We start from the raw sequence: 19,455 nt of genomic DNA, 5'->3' as shown, positions 1-19,455 counted from the left end.
CCGTCTGCCGTGTCCGGGCCCTCACAGCCCTTCGCGATGGCGATACGCCTCGATCCGCCGGCGCGATGCGAGACGGCATTTCGGCAGGCCGAGATCGTGATAGAGTGCACGATAGCGACGCCGATTGGTCGGTGTGATCAGTACGATGTGGCGGATCATCTCCCATTTGACGCTATCGTGCCCGCCATCGAGACCGCCCGCGCGATCTGCGCGCCACCAGCAGCGTCGCAGATAGCGCAACAGGCTGAGCCCGGCCGACACATCGAGCACGATCACCCCCGTCGCCCGGGCGAGACGCTGCGGCAGGCAGACCGAATAATTGCCTTCCATCACCCACGCCTCGCCCGCGATCGCGCAGTCGTGCAGCGCGATGAACTCGGCTTGAGGCCGGGGCTGCCAGTCCGTCTGCGGCCTGTGGCGCAGACGGTCGAGATGCACGACCTCCACTGCGAGCTTGTCCCCGATCGCCACCGCCAGCGTCGACTTGCCGCTGTTCGATGGCCCGAGAATGCAGATCCGACAGCCCAGCTGCGATAACGGCGTCACGGCCTGTTCTTTCGAAGAAAGACGTCTTCCCGCCTCACGCCGCGTCCTGATCCTCGTCCTTCTTCTCGGGCAGCCGCACCCGCAACTTGCGGATATGCCGCGCATCGGCATCCAGCACCCGAAACTCGGTGCCGCTGTCGTGGGTGAGGATTTCCCCCCGTGCCGGCACCCGCCCGGCAAGGCGGAACACCAGGCCACCGACGGTATGGATCTCGGACTCGCGCTCCTCCTCGGTCAGCACGCGGCCGGCGCGTTCCTCGAACGTCCCGACGGGCAGGCGGGCGTCGATCTCGATGGTGCCGTCGGGGCGTTCGACGAAATCCTCGGCGATCGGCTCGTCATGCTCGTCGGCAATGTCGCCGACGATGGTCTCGACCAGATCCTCGATGGTCAGCAACCCGTCGATGCCACCATATTCGTCGATCACCAGCGCCAGGTGGGTCCGCTGCTGGCGCATCTGCAGCAGCAGGTCGAGCACCGGCAGCGAGGGCGCGACCAGCAATGGCGGGCGCAGCAGCGCCTCGAGCGAGAAGGTCTCGGGCGTGCCGACATAGCCGACCACGTCCTTGAGATGGACCATGCCGACCACGTCGTCGAGCTGCTCGCGGTAGACCGGCAGGCGCGAATGGTTCTCGCGACGCATGATCTCGAGTGCGCCGGCCAGATCGGTGTCGAGCGGCATCGCGACGATATCGGCGCGCGGCACCATCACATCATAGGCCGAGGTCTCGCGCAGGCGCAGCACGTTGGCGATCAGCGCGCGTTCCTGACGGTCGAGCTCGGGCGCCTCACCCTCCACCTCGCGTGCCTCCGCCGCCTCGCGCACCAGCTCGGCGATCGAGTGGCGCACGCCGAGATCGCGCTTGCGGCCGAACCAGCCACCCAGCCGGCCCAGACGGGGACCGCGTTCGGAGCCGGGCTCGTCGACGCGGTCGGAGTGTTCGCTCATGGCCGCACGCTCCCGCCCGTCCGCCACGGGTTGGGCACGCCGAGACGGTGCAGGATTCGGGTTTCGCGCATCTCCATCCGCCGCGCTTCGCCGGCGAGATGGTGATCGTCGCCGCGCAGGTGCAGCGCGCCATGCACGACCAGATGGGCGAGATGATGCGCCGGCCGCCAGCCCTTCGCGAGCGCCTCGTCGCGCACGGTCTCGAAGGCAAGGATGATGTCGCCGCCCGGGAAGCCCGGAGGTGGCTCGAAGGTGAGCACGTTGGTGGGCTTGTTGCGGCCGCGATGGCGCGCGTTGAGCGCCTTCACCCGACGGTCGCTGTCGAGCACCACCGCGCCTGCGCCACCGGCGGCGTGGGCCGCGCGGCGGATCCAGCGTTCGGCGTCGGGCACCAGCCGGTGCCAGCGTGAATCGAGGATCAGGATGTCGGGATCGAGGGCGCCGTCGATGACGGGCCTGTGCGCCCGGCGTGTGATGGCGTCTGCGTCATCATGCGCCGGGCCGGGGGTACTTCGGGGTTCCATGGTCCTTTGGGCGGCGATGGCCGCGTTGTGATGGGCGCTATTTAGGCCGACGGCCCCGCGTCGTCATCATTTTCGATGAAATGGTCGGTCTCATACTGTCGCGCAGGGCCGTTCTTTCGCGCCGCCTCGCGGCGGTCATAGGCATCAACGATTCGGGCCACCAGCGGATGGCGGACCACGTCGCGGGATTCGAAGCGGTTCACCGCGATGCCCGGCACGCCCTCGAGCGTGTCGAGCGCATCGCGCAGGCCGGAGCGCACCCCCGAGGGCAGGTCGACCTGGGACAGGTCGCCGGTGATCACCATGTGGGTGCCCTCGCCCATGCGGGTGAGGAACATCTTCATCTGCGCCGAGGTGGTGTTCTGTGCCTCGTCGAGGATGACGAAAGCGTGGGCCAGGGTGCGGCCACGCATGAAGGCCAGCGGGGCGACCTCGATCTCGCCGGTGGCCATGCGGCGGACGAGCTGGTCGGGCGGCATCATGTCGTTGAGCGCGTCGTAGAGCGGCCGCAGATAGGGGTCGATCTTCTCCTTGAGATCGCCCGGCAGGAAGCCGAGCCGCTCGCCGGCCTCGACCGCGGGACGCGACAGCACGATGCGATCGACACGTCCCGCCTGGAGCATGGCGACGGCCTGGGCGACGGCGAGATAGGTCTTGCCGGTGCCGGCCGGACCGATGCCGAACACCATCTCGTTGCTGGCCAGCATCTCCATGTAGCTCGCCTGCCCCGGCGAGCGCGGACCGACCGCGCCGCGGCGGGTGCGGATCGCCGGCAGGTCGGAGAACGGCAGGCGAGGGTCGTCGTTCGACACCACGCCCGGGGATGGACGCAGGGCGGCGACGACGGCGCGGTCGGCGGCCTCGCGCCGGGGCGAGCGTGGCTCGAACACCTCGCCATGCACGCCGGACAAGCGGATGGCGGCGTCGATATCGGCCGGCCCGACGCTGCCGCCGCCACGCAGCCGCGTGTAGAGCGCATCCAGCGTGGAGCGGGTCAGGGCAACGCGGCCCGGCTCGCCGGTGATGGCGACGCGGTTGCCGCGGCAGGAGAGACGCACGCCGAGCCCCTGCTCGAGACGGGCGAAATTGCGGTCGTGGTCGCCGAGCAGCTCGCTCAGCAGGTGGTTGTCATCGAAGGTCATCGCCGCGGTACTGGTTTCAGGCGGTGCACCTGCCGAAAGGCCGGCGGCGGCTCGGGCGGAGCGGCGGAAATCCCTCGGGATCTGGTTCAAGCGCGGTGGTCCTCCAAGGCAGGTTGCAGGCAGTCCACTTCTGAAGTCTGCGACGGGGCGATGCGCGCTCCGCCGATCAGCGCGCCTGATACCGAGTTGGTCGCGGCGGCGCGGATGTCAACGAGGGCGCGGGCGCCGATCAGCGACTCCCCGCCCTCGACATGGATCGGTTGCAGCCAGGGCGTGCGCCCGGCGATCTGGCCCGGATGACGGCCCGGACCGGTGAACAGCACCTCGGCGCGGCGGCCGACGCAATCGGCGTTGAACGCCGCCTGCTGCTCGCGAAGCAGTGCCTGGAGCGCCTGGAGGCGCTGGTCGGCGACAGATTCGGCGACGCGCAGCGGCGCACCGGCGGCGGGCGTGCCGGGGCGCGGCGAGTACTTGAAGCTGAACGCCTGCGCGAAGCCGATGTCGCGCACGAGCTGCAGGGTGGCCTCGAAATCGGCCTCGGTCTCGCCGGGATGGCCGACGATGAAATCCGAACTCAGCGCCAGATCGGGCCGGGCGGCGCGCAGGCGGTCGACCAGTCGGCGATAGGCGTCGGCGGTGTGGCCGCGGTTCATCGCCGACAGCATGCGGTCCGAGCCCGACTGCACCGGCAGGTGCAGGAACGGCATCAGTTGCGGCAGGTCGCGATGCGCTGCGATGAGGTCGTCATCCATGTCGCGCGGGTGCGAGGTGGTGTAGCGGATGCGCCACAACCCGTCGATCTCGGCCAGGGCATGCGCCAGCCTCGCCAGCGACCAGTCCGACCCGTCCGGGCCGGTGCCGTGATAGGCATTGACGTTCTGGCCGAGCAGGGTGATCTCGCGCGCGCCACGGGCGACGAGATGGCGCGCCTCCGCCAGCACCGAGGCGACGGGGCGCGAGGATTCCGCCCCACGCGTGTAGGGCACCACGCAGAACGAGCAGAACTTGTCGCAGCCTTCCTGCACGGTGAGGAAGGCCGTCAGCCCGGGGGCCGCGGCCGACGCGCCGGGCACCGCCTGCGCGGTGATCGCCTCGGGCAGGAAGTCGAATTTCTGCTCGGCGGGAAAGTCGGTCTCGATGACCTTGCCGCCGGCGCGCGCCGCACGCGCGACCATTTCCGGCAGCCGATGATAGGTCTGCGGGCCGAGCACGATGTCCACGTACGGCGCGCGGCGGGTGATTTCCTCGCCCTCGGCCTGGGCGACGCAGCCGGCGACCGCGATCACCGTGTCGCGGCCCTGGTCGGCACGCTCGCGCTTGACCAGCCGCAGCCGGCCGAGCTCGGAGAAGACCTTCTCGGCGGCGCGGTCACGGATATGGCAGGTGTTGAGGATGACCATGTCGGCGGCATCGGGGCTCTCGACCGGCCGGTAGCCCAGCGGCGCGAGCACGTCGGTCATCCGCGCGCTGTCATACACGTTCATCTGGCAGCCCCAGGTGATGACGTGCAGTCCCTTGGTGGAATTCGGCGAGCTCACGGATCATCCCTCCTGCTGCGACGCGAGCGGCGCAGAAACAGGCAAGGGCAGGTGCGGGTCAAGAGAAAGCGGACACCGAATCGATCATCGGGCCAGAGCACTCCGGATGAACGACCACAGGTTCGGCAGTCCCGGCGCGGATGTCAACCGAAAGCGGCGCTCAGCCCATCCGGTTCTGGCGCAGCGCGGCCATCCCGTCGGCGACCAGCGCGTAGGCCGCGCGGGAGAGCGACTTGCGGCTGTCGAAATCGACCGGATCGAGCGGCGGATGCAGCAGGATGGTCGCCCGCATCGAGCGGTGCTGGGCGAGTTGCCAGACATGCGGGGCGAGCGACATGTCGCCATACCAGGCGAAGATCGGCCGCTGCTTGTGACCCACCGGCAGGCCGCCGAGCCGGTCGAACACGATCGAGACCGGCTGCACCAGCGGCGTGCCGGTCGCCGCCGCATCCGCCCCGCAATCGGCGATGGCGAAGAACGAGGAATGGAACGGCAGCACCCTCGTGCCATCGGAGCTGGTGCCCTCGGGGAACAGGATCAGGTCGTCGCCTGCGGACAGGCGCTGCCGCATCTCGGTGCGCTCGCGCCCCGTGTTGGCGCGCTGGCGGGAGACGAAGAAGGTGCGGCCGAGCCGGGCCACGGTACTGACCGCCGGCCAGCTCGCGACATCGTCCTTGGCGACGAAACACGCCACCAGCCGCCCACCCAGCACCGGCACGTCGAGCCAGGACGAGTGGTTGGAGACATAGACCACCGGCCGGCGCTCGGCGGCGCGTGCATCATGCATGCGCCCGGCGATCGGCGCACCGATGACCCGGATCCGCATGCCCAGCAACAGGCTCACCACCGACCAGTAGAACCGCGCGAACGACGCCTTGGCCCGGCCCGGCAGCATCAGCAGCACCGACTGGATCGCAGCCGCGACCAGCGTCCACACCACGATCAGCAGCAGCCGGCGGATGGCGCGTGCCCGACGCACCAGGCGCCGAAGCGGCGACTCCGGCGCGTCGTTGGCGAAGGGAGCGAGGGAGTCGTCCGTCGCGCCGGCCGGCCCCGCTTCGGGCGGATACGCGCCATTGGCTGGGATCGGCGCGAGTTCCGCCGGATCGGCGCGGGACGTCGACATGCCCCACCGTTAGAGCCTTGCCTCGATTTCGACAATATCGGTGATGCCGCGCTGCGTCTTTGACGCAACGCTCCCGCTCCAGCGGACGGGGCAGGGCAACCGCGGCCGGTTTTCAGCCTTGGCAGGGCGATGTTTCAACGATGCAATGCCACGATGCGCCTGTTTCCGAGTGTATCCCCTCCCCGCAGAACGCATCTCGCCCTGGCCGGCGGCCTGCTGTTCGCCACGGGGTGCTGGACGGTGGCGCGGGCGGCAGACCCGCAGCCCTACAGTGTGAAGGTGACGCCCACCGGCAATTCGAGCCTCGATGCGGCGCTGTCGGGCAGTTCCAGCCTGGTGTCGTTGCAGAAGACCGAGGCCGTCAGCCCGTTCGCACTGGCCGGGCGGGCGCGCGGCGACTACGACCGGCTGAAGACCGCTCTGGAAAGCTTCGGCTACTACGACGGCCATGTCGCGATCCTCATCGACGGCCACGAGGCGAGCGACGCCGCCACGGTGGACGCGATTGCCGCCATTCCCAAGGGGCGCACCGCGAAGGTGGTGATCACCGCCCATGAGGGGCAGATGTTCCATATCGGTCACATCAGCATGGACCTGCCGCCCGGACAGAGCCTGCCGGCAACGGTGCGGCACGATTTCGACCTGCGTTCGGGACAGGACGCGGTCGCCTCGCAGGTGCTCGATGCGCAGGGCGCGCTGCTGAGCGGTCTGCGCGAGACCGGCCATGCGCTGGCCGACGTGCCCGAGCCGGTGGCCTATCTGAAGCCGGCGACGCACACGCTCGACATCGTGTTCAAGATCACGCCCGGACCGCGGGTCGATATCGGTCACATATTCCTGGACGGCCTCGGCCATGTGCATGAGAGCTTCATCCGACGCCGGCTGCTGATCCATCCGGGCGAGCTGTGGCAGCCGAGCCGGATCGAGGCGGCGCGCCAGGACCTCGCCTCGCTGGGCGTGTTCTCCGATGTCGCGGTGAAGAACGACCCACCCCCGGGCCGCACGCTGGATGTGGACGGGCGGATGCCGCTGCTGTTCAGCATGCAGGAGGCCAAGCGCCACACCGTGTCCGTGCAGGCCGGCTACTCGACAGATCTCGGCGGCTCGGCCGGTGTGACCTGGACACACCACAACCTGTTCGGCAATGCCGAGCGGCTCGACCTCGTCGCACTCGGCACCGGTCTGGTCGGCACCGCGGTCAACGGGCTCGGCTACGACGTCTACGCCAAGCTGACCAAGCCCGACTTCCTGCGTCGCAACCAGAACCTGACCATCAAGCTCGAGGGGCTGAAGCAGAACCTCTATTCCTACAACCAGACCGCGCTGATCGCCTTCATCGGTCTCGACCGGCGGTTCTCGAAGCACTGGACCGGCGCGGTCGGGCTGCAGGGCGAGCGCGAGAAGATCATCCAGGAAGGGCTGACCCGGCACTACACGCTGGTGCAGCTTCCGGTCTCGGCGAATTTCGACAATACCGACCTCGCCAGCCCGCTCGACAGCCCCACCCATGGCTTCCGGGTCTCGCTGACCGCGACGCCGACCGTGTCGCTGGGCTCCGGGCATGATGTCTACGTGCCCGAATTCGACTCGGTGGCCCATGGCGGGACGCGGGAGTTCGCCATCCTGCAGGGCACCGCGACCACGTATTTCGACGTCTCCCGCCTCGGCTGGACGAAACCCGGTCACACGGTGATCGCGCTGCGGGGCATCGTCGGCTCCGTGCAGGGCGCCTCGACCTTCGACCTGCCGCCCGACCAGCGGCTCTACGCCGGCGGCTCGGCCACCGTGCGCGGCTTCCGCTACCAGGGCATCGGGCCGGTCTTCGCCGATGGCTACCCGGTCGGCGGGGTGGCGATGGATGCCGGCAGCTTCGAGCTGCGCCAGCGTGTGTGGAACAAGATCGGCATGGCCGCCTTCCTCGATGCGGGCCAGGTCTCGACCAGCTCGCGGCCGTTCCAGGGCACGGTTCGCTATGGCGCGGGCATCGGCGGCCGCTACTACACCTCGATCGGGCCGCTGCGCGTCGACGTCGCGGTGCCCCTGAACCGGCCGAAGACCGGCAAGTCCGACGCGTTCGAACTCTATATCGGTCTCGGGGAGGCCTTCTGATGCGCCGCAAGCTGCTCTGGGCGGTCGGGCTGATCCTCGGCGTGCCGCTGGGCCTGGCCCTGCTCGCGGTGCTGATCGTGCTGGTCGGCGCGAATACCGGTCCGGGCCGCAGGCTGATCGAGAACCAGGCCGCCAGCCTGACCTCCGGCACCGTGCATCTCGCCGGCCTGTCGGGGCGTTTCCCCGACGACCTGCATCTCGCGCGGATCGAGCTGCACGACACGCAGGGCATCTGGCTGGCGATCGACAACCTGCATCTGGACTGGTCACCGCTGGCGCTGATCGGCAAGCGGGTCTCGGTGCAGACCTTGACCGCGAGCCGCATCGATGTCGAGCGCACGCCGGTGAGCACGGCAAGCACGCCCGCCACGACTGAACCCGCCAAACCCGGCCCGGGGCCGAACTTCGGCGTCGACCTGCGCCATCTGGCGATCGACACGCTGCATGTCGGGCCGAGCCTGATGAACGGCGCGGCGCCGAGCGGGGCCGATCTCGCCATCACCGGCCGCGCCAAGCTCGCCACCATCGCGCCGCTGTTCGCCGGCATCTCGGTCGAAACCCTGCCGAACTCGGACATCGCACTCGCCGTCACCCGAAAGGACGCGCCCGGCGCGATCGGGCTGACCGCGCTGGTCGATCACCCGAAACTCGCTTTGCATCTGTCCGCCGAGGACCCCGATCGCGGTCTGGTCACCGCGCTTGGCCATCTGCCGGCGCTCGATCCGCTGTCGCTGAAACTCGACCTCGACGGCCCGCGAACGGCGACAGCACTCAACCTCGCGCTGTCCGCCGGGCCGCAGACCGCCCGGCTGACCGCCGCAGCCCATGGCACGGCCGATCTGGAGACCATGGCCGGCACCCTCGCGCTCCGCGCCGATGCGCCGGCGATGAGTCCGGTGGCCGGGGTGTCGTGGCAATCGCTGCATCTCGATCTCGCCAGCCGCGGACCGTTCAGCCGTCCGACCGTGGACGGCACCGCCCATATCGCCACGCTGGCCGCCGGCGGGGCCACCATCGACGCGATCGACGCGAAGATCGACAGTCAGGCCGCCGCCGATGCGCTTGCCGGGCTGGTCAGGCTGCACGCGACGCTGGCCGGGGTACATCTGCCCGGACCGCAGCCCGAGCTGGTCGCCGCCCACCCGATCGAGATCGACGCCCTCGCCCATCTCGACCAGCCGCACAAGCCGGTCACGCTGACCGTCGCCCATCCGCTGATCGGACTCGCCGCCCAGACCGACACCGCGCCGTCGATCACCGGCACCGCGAAGCTGACCCTGCCCGACCTCGCCCCGCTGGCCGCGGCCGGCGGGGTGCAGCTCGCCGGCTCGACGGCGCTGGATGCGACCTACGACATCGCCTCCGACCCCGCGCATGGCGCACGGCGGGCGATCGGCCTGGACGGCCGCATCGATCTGACAGGCGGCATGCCGCAGGCGGTCGGACTGATCGGCCATGACGGGCATCTGGTGGCCAGGATCGTGCAGACCCAGGCCCCCGCGACGCCCGAGACCCCCGCTCCGCCCGCCGACATCGCCATCCAGACGCTGACCCTCGACGGCGCGGCGCTGCATGTCGATCTCTCCGGCACCGACAACGCCAACGTGCTCGATCTGGCGGCGAACGCGGCACTTCCGAAGCTCGCCGCACTCAGCCCCGCGCTGCGCGGCGCGCTGACGGCAAAGGCGCATCTGAGCGGCCCCACCACCGATCTCGCCGCCCATGTCGAGGCGAGCGGCGATCCCGGCACCGCGACGCTGCCACAGGGCAGGCTCCATGCGGTGATCGACGCGACGCATCTGCCCAGTGCTCCCGACGCCACCGTCGCGCTCGACGGCACGCTCGACCGCGCGCCGCTGCATCTGGCCGCCAGGCTCGACACGCAGGCCGACGGCACCCGGCACATCGTGCTGTCGAAGCTGGACTGGAAATCCGCCCGTGGCACCGCCGACCTGAACATGGCGCCCAAGGCTGCAATCCCGCTCGGCTCGGTGGATCTGGCGATGTCGCGGCTGGCCGATCTCGCACCGCTGGTCGGCCAGCCGGTCTCGGGATCGCTGTCGGCAAAGCTGCGCACCGAACAGTCCGGCGCGGTACCGCGTGTGCTGATCGACCTGCACGCCAACGATGCCGGACTGCCCACCGCGCGCGTCGGCCGGCTCGCCCTCACTGGTCATGTCGACGATCCGACCGCCGATCCGAAGCTCGATCTCGCGCTGAATGCCACCGGCATCGCCGCCGGCAGCATCGGCGGCCAGGCGAACCTCACCCTGCGCGGGCCGAAATCCGCACTCGCGATGGTCGCCCATGCCGCCCTCACCGGCGCGATCGCCAACAGCAACGGCCCCGGGCTGATCGATGCCGCGCTGGTGCTCGACGCCGTCCACAGCACCGTCGCCCTCAGCCGGCTGACCGCCACCGCCAAGGACGAACGCCTCGCACTGACCGCCCCGGCGAAGCTCAGCTACGGCAAGGAAACCGCGATCGACCACCTGCACCTCACCGTGGTGCCCGCCGCCGGCGGCGCGTCGCCCGCGCAGATCGACCTCGCCGGCCGTATCACGCCGACGCTGGACCTCAACGCGACGCTGGCCAACATCACGCCCGCGCTGGCCAGACCCTTCGCGCCGACCCTCGACGCCGCCGGCGTGATCGCCGCCCGCGCGCATCTGACCGGGAGCACGGCGAAACCGTCGGGCAACATCCATCTGACCGCCACCGGCATGAAGATGGCCTCCGGCCCAGCCGCTGCCATCCCGGCGGCCAACCTGATCGCCGATGTCGATCTCGCCGGCACACTGGCCCGCCTGCGCGCCGGCCTCACCGCCGGGCGCGACATCGACCTGCACGCCAACGGCACCGTCCCGCTGCCCTCGGCCGGCCCCTCCGGCCAGCTCGCCCTGCGCCTGACCGGCCCGGTCGATCTCGCGCTGGCCAACCCGATCGTCGAGCAGCAGGGCCGCCATGTCACCGGCCAGCTGAACCTCGATCTCGGCGTCGCCGGCACGCTGTCCGCCCCGTCGGTCAACGGCAGCGTGCGGCTGGCCAACGGCTCGGTCGCCGATTACGCGCAGGGCGTGCGCCTCACTGCGATGACCGCGCTGGTCACCGCCGCCGGCAAGTCACTGACGCTGTCGAATTTCGACGCCCGGGCCGGCGACGGGCATATCAATGCCAACGGCACGATCGGCGTGCTGGAACCGCAGATCCCGGTCGACCTGCACATCACCGCGAAGAACGCCCGGCCGCTGTCGAGCGACCTGCTCACCGCCGTGCTCGACGCCGACCTGCGCATCCACGGCCTCGCACAGGGCAACCTGGCCGTCGGCGGGACGGTGACAATCGATTCCGCCTCGATCAACGTGCCGAACTCGCTGCCCGCGTCGGTCGCGAAACTCAACGTGATCCGCCCCGGCCAGAAACCGCCGCCGCCCACCCCGCCGAGTGCCACGGCGATCGCGTTGGCGCTCGTGCTCAACGCGCCGGGGCAGATCTTCATCCGCGGCCACGGGCTCGATGCCGAGCTTGGCGGCAAGCTGACGGTGGGGGGCACCACCACCGCCCCGCAGGTCGCCGGCGGCTTCGAACTGCGTCACGGCACCTTCGACCTGGTCGGCACAAGGCTGACCTTCACCCGCGGCAAGGTCGGCTTCAACGGCACCGGCGTGACCGGACGGCTCGATCCCTCCCTCGATTTCCTCGCCGAGAGCGCGGTCGGCTCGACCACCGCGCGGCTGCATGTCGGCGGCTATGCCAGCACGCCGAAGATCGATCTCTCCTCCTCGCCCCCGCTGCCGCAGGACCAGATCCTGGCCCTGCTGCTGTTCGGCGAGACCAGCGGCAAGATGTCCGCCTTCCAGGCCGCGCAGGTCGCCGCTGCCCTCGCAGAACTCTCCGGCGTGGGCGGCGGCGGCTCGACGCTGAACTCGATCCGCTCGGGGCTGGGTCTCGACCGGCTGTCGATCGGCGGCGGCAACAACGGCACCGGCGCGAGCGTGGAAGCCGGCCGCTATGTCGCGCGCGGCGTCTATGTGGGTGCGAAACAGGCCACCAGCGGCGGCGGCACTTCCGCCCAGGTGCAGATCGATCTCACCAAGCGGCTGAAGCTCGCAACGCAAGTCGGCACCGGTGGACCGACGACGGGCGCGATCACGCCCGAGAACGATCCCGGGACGTCGGTGGCCCTGAAATATCAGTTCAACTACTGAGACACGGAAGGATCGCCGGGCAGATCGCTGTCGACCGCGCCGCGTTCGGGAAGGAGAAGGCCTGTTGGATCCTCTCGCAACCCCGGGCTATCGTGCGCGCCCCCGAGTCCTGCCATGGGAACCGAAGCGCCGATGACCACCCTTCTGCCCCGCCGCCTGCTGCTCGGCGCCAGCCTGGCATTTCCCCTTGCGCGCGCGGTGGCTGCCGATGCGCCGCCGGAGCCGGCCTCGGTGATGGGCAAGCCGGATGCCAAGCTGGTGGTCAAGGAGTGGTTCTCGCTCACCTGCACGCATTGCGCCTCGTTCGCCGTGCATACCCTCCCCGAGGTCAAGGCGAAGCTGATCGATACCGGGCGCATCCGCTACGAGTTCTATGATTTCCCCTTCGACCAGGTGGCTCTGATGGCCGCCGAGGTGGCGCGCGCGCTGCCGGCCGAGCGCTACGAGCCGTTCATCATGGCTCTGTTCGCCAACCAGCAGCGCTGGGCCTTCGCCGAGGGCGTGAACCCGCAGGCCGAACTGCAGAAGATGGCGCTGCTCGCCGGGCTGTCGCCGGCCGGCTTCCAGAAGGCGATCACCGATCCGGCGATCCAGGCCAAGGTGCTGGCCGACTACAATTACGGCGCCAATACCTATCAGGTGGACTCCACCCCGACCTTCGTGTTCGGCAAGGAGGTCTACCGGCAGGGCGACATGCCCTACGCCGAGTTCGAGAAGCGCGTCGCAGCCAATGGCGGCTGAGGACGCGGTCGTTCGTTGCCCCCGCATCCCGTCCGTTTCGTCCGGTTGCGCATCGCCGGCTTCAAGAGCTTCGCCGAGCCGGCCAGCGTCGAGATCCTGCCCGGGCTGACCGGCATCGTCGGTCCGAACGGCTGCGGCAAGTCCAACGTGGTCGAGGCGCTGCGCTGGGCGATGGGCGAGAGCTCGGCGCGCGCGCTTCGCGGCGGCGAGATGGACGACGTGATCTTCGCCGGCACCGCCGCACGGGCGGCGCGCAACCTCGCCGAGGTCACCGTGACCATGGAGGGCGCGGCCGGTCTGGCGCCGCAGCCGTTCCATGATGCCGACGAACTGCAGATCACGCGGCGGATCGAGCGCGGTGCGGGCAGTGCGTATCGCATCAACGGCCGCGACGCCCGTGCGCGCGACGTGCAGACGCTGTTCGCCGACCTCGCCTCGGGCGCGCGCTCCTCGGCGATGGTCAGCCAGGGGCGTGTGGCGGCGATCGTCGGTGCGCGGCCGGAGGAACGCCGCGCGATCCTCGAGGAGGCCGCCGGCATCACCGGGCTGCATGCGCGCCGGCACGAGGCGGAGCTCAAGCTGCGCGCCACCGAGGCCAATCTCGCCCGCGCCGAGGATGTGCGGCTGGGGCTGGAGGCGCGGCTGGGGGCACTCGGCGAGCAGGCCAAGCAGGCGGCGCGCTACCGGGTGGTGGCCGTGGCCCTGCGCGAGGCGGAAACCACGCTCGATGCCCTGATCCATGCCCGCGCGCATGAGGCCGTCCGCCGCGGCCGCGAGGCATTGGCCACGACCCGCGCGGCAGCCGAGACCGGCGCTGCGGAAGCGGCCGCCAGGGAAGCCACCCTCGCCGAGGCGACGGCGCGGCTGCCACCGCTGCGCGAGGCCGAGTCGGAGGCCCGCACAGAGCGCGAGCGCCGCCGGATCGCGCTGGAGGCGCTCGCGGAGGCGCTGGCCCGCGACGAGGCAGAGCTTGCGGCGCTGCGCGAGCGGCTGGCGCAGGCCGAGGCCGATCGCGACGCCGCCCGCGCCCGGCGCGACGCGGCCGCCGAGACGCTGGTTGGGCTGGAGGCCGAACTGGAGGAGATCGACGCCTGGCTCGCCGCCCTGCCCGAGCGTCTGGAGGCGAGCGAGGCCGCGCTGACCACCGCACGCGCGGAGGAGACCCGCGCCGCAGAAACCCTCCGGCTGGCCGTCGAGCGTCGCGACGCCGCCCGCGAGACCGCCCGCGACATCCTCACGCAGCACGACGACGCCGCCGCCACACTGGAACGGCTGACCCTCCGGCTGACCGCGCTCGAAGCCGACATCGCCGACGCGACTGCCGCGACACCCGACGCCGAACGCCAGGACGCGGCCCGCTCTGCGCAGCGCGACGCCGAGGACGCCGCCGCCGCCGCCCGCACGGCGCTCGACGCGGCCATGCAGGCCCGCGCCGCGGCCGCGGCCGCGCTCGTCGAGGCGCGCGAGCACCATGCCGAGGCGGTACGCGCGCACGAGGCGGTGCGCCGCCAGCATGAAGCCCTGACCGCCCGCGCCGCGAAGCTCGCCGAGACCGACGCCACCCTCGCCACCCAGGAGGAGCAGGCCCGCGGCCTGCTGTGTCCCGAGGCGACGCAGGCCGCCCAGGCCACCGTCACCCGGCTCGAGACCGAGGCCGAAACCGCCCGACAGGCGCTGGCCGAGTGCGGCAACGCGCGCGCCACCGCGGTCGCGGCCGCCGACGAGACGAGAGCCGTCGCGATGGCGGCGCGCGCGGCACGCGAACGCTGCGTCTCCGCCGCGCAGGCCGCCCGGGCGCGGGCGAGCCGGCTCGACGGGCTGCATGCCACGCTGTCCCGCGACCACGACGCCGCCCTCACCGCCCTCCCCGATCCCGCCATCGCGTCAGCGGCCCGGGACGCGGCGGCGGCGGCCGAGATCGCGCTGGCGCAGGCCGCGCAGGCCCTGGACGACGCGCAGACGCAGGCGGAGGCAGACGAAACGCAGGCGCGCGCCGACGAGGCCGCCCGTCATGCGGCGGCCACCGCGCTGGCCGGGCTGCGCGCCCAGATCGAAGGCCTGTCCGGCGGCCTCGGCGGCGACCCGGCCGGCGGTTCCGGGGCCGCACTGCCCCCCGTCGCCGCCAGGCTGCGCATTCCACAGGGGCTGGAGCCGGCCCTCGCCGCCTGTCTCGGCGACGGTCTGGACGCCCCGCTGCAACGCCGCGCCGATGGACCCTGGTGGCGGCCGGACGGCACCCCGGCGCCGGTCCCGCAGGGTGCCACCGGCCTGGCCGGACTGATCGAGGCGACGGATGCGGAGGCGCGCGACTGGGTGATGCGCACCCTCGGCGGTGTCGGGTTGATCGAGACCAATGCGGAACCGGCGGCACTGCTGCCGGGCCAGATGCTGGTCTCGCGCGCTGGCGGGCTGTGGCGCTGGGACGGTTATGTCCGCCCGCCCGGCCACGATCCGGCGGCCGAGCGGCTGGCCCAGCGCGCCCGTCTGGGCCGGCTGCGTGCGCAGGAGACCGCCGCCGCCGCCGCCCTCCCCGATCTGGCGACCCGCGCCGACGCCGCTGCCGCGCAGGCCACCGCATCGGCCACCGCCCTGCGCGCCGCGCGACTGGCGCGCGACGAGGCGGAGCGCACCGCCGTCGGCGCCCGCGCCGCCCAGGCACGGGCCGAGGCGGAAGCGACCGCCCGCCGCTCGCGTCTCGATGCGCTCACACCACAGCTCGAACAGCTCACCGCCGAGCGCGACGAGGCCCGCGCCGCGCTCGAACAGGCCGAGGCCGCCCTGCGCGACAGCGACGACCCCGCAGGGGCCGCAACCTCTGCCGCACAGGCCCGCACCGCCGCCGAGACGGCGGAAAGGGCGGAACGCAGCGCCCGCGAGCACCTGCGCGATCTGGAAGGCAGGCTCGCCGACGCCCGCCGACAGGCGGCGGCGGCGGGCGCGCGTCAGGCCGAGGCCGACAGCCGGCTCGGCAGCCTCGCCCCGCAGCGAAAGCGTATCGCCGCCGAACGGCAGGACATCGCCACGGCGCAGGCGGAGCTGACCACCCGGCTCGCCGCCCTCCCCGCCCTGCCCTTCCTCGCCGAAGCCGCCTCCGAGGCCTCCCGGCTGGATGCCGAAGCTGAGTGCGCACTGACGGCTGCGACCGCCGCGCGGGAGGCCGCCGAGCGTCTGCGCGGCGAATGCGTGGCACAGACCGCCTCGCTCGCCGCCCAGGCCGACACGCAGGCCGCCCGTCTGGCGGCGCTGACCCCGCAGGCAGCGGCCCTGCGTGAGGATCATCACGCCGCCACCTTGCGCCTGGCGGGCCTGGTCGACGCGCTGTCCAGCCTGCCGGATGCAGCCCTGCTGGCCGGCCTGGCCGAGGCGGCGGCGCAATCGGCGCACGAGGCCGGCGCGGCGCGCGCGACGGCGCAGGCCGAGCACGATGCGCTGAGCGCGGAGCGGCACGGACGGCAGGCGCGTCGAGCGGGCCTGTCGGGTGAGCGCGACCGCTGGGCCGCCCAGCTCGCGACCGGCGATGCGGCGCTCGCGGAATGGCAGGCCCGCACCGAAACCCTGCTGACGGGTGTCGCGCAGGCTGAGGCCACTCCTCGCGCCGCCCGCGCGCGCAGCGACGACGCGCAGGCAGCGGCCGCAGCAGCCGGCGCGCACTGGCTCGAAGCGCAGGCCGCCCTCGCCGATGCCGAAGCCGCACTCGCGGCCGCGCAACGCGCCGCGCGTGGGGCCGACCTCGGCTCGGCCGTCGCCCGCGAGGCCCAGGCACGGGCGGAAACCCAGCACGCCCAGGCCGAGGAGGCGCTGTCGGCCCTGCTCGCGGCGACCGAGCAGGAAAACCGCGCCCTGCCAACCTTCGTTCCGGACGATCTGTCCGACGCCGCCGAGACCGGTCTGCGCCGCAAGGTCGCCCGGCTGCTGCGCGAGCGCGACGAGATCGGCCCGGTCAACCTGCGTGCGGAGATCGAGGCGCAGGCGCTGTCGGACGAGGCCGGCACCCTGCTGCGCGAGCGCGAGGAGATCGAAAGCGCCATCGCCCGGCTGCGCGGCACCATCGGCAACCTCAACCGCGAGGGCCGCGAGCGTCTGGGCGCGGTCTACCGGCAGGTTGATGCGCAGTTCCAGACCCTGTTCGCCCGCATGTTCGGCGGCGGGCGGGCACATCTGGGGCTGGTCGGCTCGGACGACCCGCTGGAAGCCGGGCTTGAGATCTACGCGCAGCCGCCGGGCAAGAAGCTGGCCACCCTGTCGCTGCTGTCGGGCGGCGAACAGGCGCTGACCGCGCTGTCGCTGATCTTCGCGGTGTTCGGCTGCAACCCCGCCCCCGTCTGCGTGCTCGACGAGGTCGACGCGCCGCTCGACGACGCCAACGTCCAACGCTTCGCCACCCTGCTCGGCGACATGGTCAGCAGCACCGGCACGCGCTTTCTCGTCGTCACCCACCACCAGCTCACCATGGCCCATATGGACCGGCTGTATGGGGTGACGATGCAGGAGCGCGGCGTCAGCCGGCTGCTGTCGGTCGATCTGCAGGCCGCCAGCGCGATGGTCGAACGCGGGTAGCAGCACTCGGGGCGTTGCCCCGAACCCCACCAGGAGCCTCGGGCTCCTGGACCTCGGTCAGCGCAGGCGCGCCATGGTGAAGACGTCGACGAAACCAAGGATGAGGCGATCATCCTGCGTGAAGCAGAAACGTGTCGTGGCGAGCGAGAGGCCCCGCCCTGCGGGGCCGCCCGGCCGTGATCTGCGAGCATCGCAGCGGAGCGGCCCAGGCTTGGCTAAAAATTGGGGCCGTGAGCAGCGAAGCGCAGCAGATCGCCGTCGGATCGCCGCCACGGCGCGTTTATGCGCCTGATTTCACTGGAAGGGGAGGTAGCGGAACGACATCATCACGATGCTGATGTCGCTGTGTGGAGCGCCCCCGATGCCGCTGAAGGCGTCGCGCTTGATGTAGGCGTACTGGATGCCGTTCTGCAGCGTGCCGAACGGTCCCCGAAGCGGGCGGTACCAAAGGCCGATCGTGCCTTCGGTGATGTTCTTGGTGTTGCCGATGCAGGCCAGCGTGCTGAGCTCGGTCAGGCAGCCGGCGTTGGAATAGAGCGGGTTGCCATAGCCATAGCCCTTGCCGGCGGCGTCGAAATCCTCGCGATGCAGGATGCGCTCGGTGCCGAAATAGGCATAGATGTCCCACGGCTTGGCGGGATGATAGACCACGCCGGCGAGGCCCATGAACTCCGGCAGCGGTTTCGGCTTGCCGGAGGAATCGATGGTGGCATCGGCCATCAGGGCCGGTCCGTAGCGGCCGATGCCGGTGCCGACCAGGGCATTGCCCATGAAATCGAGCTTGCCCTTGACGATCGGCAGGATGAACGAACCGCCGCCACCGCCGGCGAGCACGGTGTTGTTGGAGCCGGAGCCGACATGCGAGACGCGGTTGCGCTCGAATTCCATCAGGCCGAACAGCTCGTAATGGCCCCAGCCGGGATCGGCCGCGCCCTTGAGGATGATGTCCGGCGCGATCTCGTTGGAATAGTTGTAGGTGGAGTTGTTGGTGCCGATGCCGGGAAAGCTGTTGGTCACGGTGCCGACGGCGGCGGGCGCTGCGCCATTGGGACCGACATAATAGACGGTCTGCGGCTCCTCGAACGACAGGGCGAGGTGGTATTTCGACTTGTCGAAGCCCTTGACGATGCGCAGCTGCGCCTGGCGCGTGTAGGCGAAGCCGACGACCAGCGCCTGGTCGATGGCCAGCGGCGCGTTCTCGAGGCGTTCGGAGATGCCGACGCGGGTCGCGGTGGCCAGCGACCACGACTGGCCGGCGAGAATCTTGAGATCGTAGTCCTTGCGCTCGTAGGTGCCGTAGGCGTTGCGCAGGCGCAGCGTGTAGCTGTTGGTCTCGCGGGCGTTCGACGACGTGCCGGCGGAGACGAAGTCCATCTCGTAATAGGCGGCGAGGTTGGTGACCGGGGTGATGTTGTCCTGGGCGAGGATGCCGAGGCGCGAGCTGCGTCCGCTCATGCGGAACTCGGACTGATGGTAGTTCACCGCATTGGGGTAGGGGATGCCGTTGCCGAAATCGGAGGCGTTGTCGAGGCTCTCGTTGCGCGAGCGGTAGATGGCGGCGAGATCGACGTAGCCACCGAGCGTGACCGAGACCTCACCGATCTGGAACGTGCCCAGCCCGCTGGCCGCATAGGAGCGGTGCGGGACGCCGAAGACGTTCAGGTAGGGCGAGCCGGCCGGCGTGGTGTACGACGGCGAGACCATCACCATGCCCTGGCCCGGCCCCATGTAGACAGGGATCTTGGTGCCCGGAGACAGGACGGCAGCGGTGCGCGGTGCTGCGGCGCGCTCGCGCTCCGACCGGGCGCGCAGTTCGGCGTTGCGCTGAGCCAGATCGGCCTTGACCTTGTGCAGCTCGCCTTGCAGGGCGCGGATCTGCCGTTCGATGGCGTCGATCCTCTGATCGGTCGAGGCATGGGCCCGGGGGGTGCCGAACGTGAACGTGGCACCGAGCGCGGTTGCCGTCAGCAGGCCCGCCCTGACGGCCGGAAATCGAGTCATGTCGTCCCTCCGTG

At 71.0% G+C, this 19,455-nt stretch carries 11 protein-coding genes; 4 read left to right on the top strand and 7 right to left on the bottom strand.

Annotation, left to right across the window (positions count from 1 at the left end; all coding sequences use genetic code 11):
- Positions 1-21 precede the first annotated feature (21 nt).
- The 6 genes from FHR90_RS01810 to FHR90_RS01785 all read right to left on the bottom strand — a co-directional run bounded on the left by FHR90_RS01810 (position 22) and on the right by FHR90_RS01785 (position 5,825).
- Positions 22-546, bottom strand: coding sequence for a P-loop NTPase family protein (locus tag FHR90_RS01810; protein WP_176623459.1), 525 nt, complete (start codon positions 544-546; stop codon positions 22-24).
- A gap of 34 nt (positions 547-580) precedes the next feature.
- Positions 581-1,495, bottom strand: a complete 915-nt coding sequence (locus FHR90_RS01805; RefSeq protein WP_176623461.1) for a hemolysin family protein — start codon at positions 1,493-1,495, stop codon at positions 581-583.
- A complete protein-coding gene (gene ybeY / locus FHR90_RS01800) occupies positions 1,492-2,019 on the bottom strand; it encodes an rRNA maturation RNase YbeY (RefSeq protein ID WP_176623463.1) in 528 nt (175 codons plus the stop codon). Before ybeY ends, FHR90_RS01805 begins: the two co-directional genes overlap by 4 nt.
- Before the next feature lie 41 nt (positions 2,020-2,060).
- The gene (locus FHR90_RS01795; RefSeq protein ID WP_183274676.1) at positions 2,061-3,161 is read right to left on the bottom strand and encodes a PhoH family protein; all 1,101 of its coding nucleotides are present in this window, start codon (positions 3,159-3,161) and stop codon (positions 2,061-2,063) included.
- Between the two features lie 86 nt (positions 3,162-3,247).
- Positions 3,248-4,699 (bottom strand): tRNA (N6-isopentenyl adenosine(37)-C2)-methylthiotransferase MiaB, encoded by a 1,452-nt coding sequence (miaB, locus tag FHR90_RS01790; RefSeq protein ID WP_266152595.1) that lies wholly within the window; start codon positions 4,697-4,699, stop codon positions 3,248-3,250.
- 160 nt (positions 4,700-4,859) lie between these two features.
- The gene (locus FHR90_RS01785; protein ID WP_176623958.1) at positions 4,860-5,825 is read right to left on the bottom strand and encodes a lysophospholipid acyltransferase family protein; all 966 of its coding nucleotides are present in this window, start codon (positions 5,823-5,825) and stop codon (positions 4,860-4,862) included.
- Positions 5,826-5,978: 153 nt separating this feature from the next.
- Between FHR90_RS01785 and FHR90_RS01780 the strand changes: the two genes are divergently transcribed.
- The 4 genes from FHR90_RS01780 (at position 5,979) to FHR90_RS01765 (ending at position 17,440) form a co-directional block, all read left to right on the top strand.
- On the top strand, positions 5,979-7,934 hold the full coding sequence (locus FHR90_RS01780) for an autotransporter assembly complex protein TamA (protein ID WP_176623956.1): 1,956 nt from the start codon (positions 5,979-5,981) through the stop codon (positions 7,932-7,934).
- Entirely contained in the window at positions 7,934-12,142 is a 4,209-nt protein-coding gene (locus FHR90_RS01775) for a translocation/assembly module TamB domain-containing protein (RefSeq protein ID WP_183274647.1), read from the top strand. The genes FHR90_RS01780 and FHR90_RS01775 overlap by 1 nt, the downstream gene beginning before the upstream one ends.
- 132 nt (positions 12,143-12,274) lie before the next feature.
- On the top strand, positions 12,275-12,883 hold the full coding sequence (locus FHR90_RS01770; RefSeq protein WP_246329949.1) for a DsbA family protein: 609 nt from the start codon (positions 12,275-12,277) through the stop codon (positions 12,881-12,883).
- 15 nt (positions 12,884-12,898) lie between these two features.
- A complete protein-coding gene (locus FHR90_RS01765; RefSeq protein WP_183274646.1) occupies positions 12,899-17,440 on the top strand; it encodes an AAA family ATPase in 4,542 nt (1,513 codons plus the stop codon).
- Between the two features lie 294 nt (positions 17,441-17,734).
- Here the strand turns inward: FHR90_RS01765 and FHR90_RS01760 are convergent, their stop codons facing one another.
- A complete protein-coding gene (locus FHR90_RS01760) occupies positions 17,735-19,441 on the bottom strand; it encodes a hypothetical protein (protein ID WP_176622168.1) in 1,707 nt (568 codons plus the stop codon).
- Positions 19,442-19,455 lie beyond the last annotated feature (14 nt).

The organism is Endobacter medicaginis (genome assembly GCF_014192375.1).
In the GTDB taxonomy this organism is placed as follows: domain Bacteria; phylum Pseudomonadota; class Alphaproteobacteria; order Acetobacterales; family Acetobacteraceae; genus Endobacter; species Endobacter medicaginis.
The sequence above is the reverse complement of the archived record's forward strand: the minus strand, read 5'-3'. Positions and strand labels throughout refer to the sequence as shown.